Genomic DNA, 622 nt, shown 5'->3' on the forward strand with positions numbered 1-622 from the left:
GCGGGTAGTAGATCATCGGCTTGTCGTAGATCGGCATCAGCTGCTTCGAGATGCCCTTGGTGATCGGCCACAACCGCGACCCCGAACCACCCGCGAGGATGATGCCCCTCACAGATGAAGCCCTCTCGACACAGGAGCGGCGGAGGCACGGAGCGGTTCCTGAGCGGAGCAGGTCCCGCCGGCGGCGGCTGCCGGAGGAGAGGAGATGAGCACGGGCGTAACCGTAGCAAGGTCACGTTTCGCCGAAATCACAGGAGGCCCCGTCAGGCCCTGTTTCGGCCTCTGGAGCGTCCCCCGGAGAGGGTAGCTGGAGAAGGAGAATGAGTCACCGACGGTTGCTCTGCCTCTCCGCGTCTCATTCCTGCTTCTGTGGGGAGTGCTTCTCCTCTCTCATTCCTGAGCGGAGTACTTCTCCTCGGTGGCGGCCTTCGCGGGGCGCCACCAGTCCTCGTTGGCGCGGTACCAGTCGATGGTGGCGGCGAGTCCGGCGTCGAAGTCGGTGTAGCGGGGGCGCCAGTCGAGCTCGGTGCGCAGGCGGGTGGAGTCGATGGCGTAGCGGAGGTCGTGTCCGGCGCGGTCGGTGACGTGGTCGAAGGCGTCCTCGGGTTGTCCGAAGGCGGTG

General features: G+C 66.1%; 1 protein-coding gene and 1 pseudogene. Both read right to left on the reverse strand.

Going from position 1 to position 622, the window contains the following annotated elements; genetic code table 11:
- Positions 1-112, reverse strand: a 112-nt coding sequence (locus C5C82_RS17200; RefSeq protein ID WP_258063972.1) for a sugar phosphate nucleotidyltransferase, incomplete at its 3' end; no start/stop codon positions are given.
- A gap of 278 nt (positions 113-390) precedes the next feature.
- Positions 391-622, reverse strand: a pseudogene (locus C5C82_RS17205) (dTDP-glucose 4,6-dehydratase); the annotation flags it as partial.

It is taken from the genome of Rathayibacter sp. AY1D5, assembly GCF_002932515.1.
Classification (GTDB): domain Bacteria; phylum Actinomycetota; class Actinomycetes; order Actinomycetales; family Microbacteriaceae; genus Rathayibacter.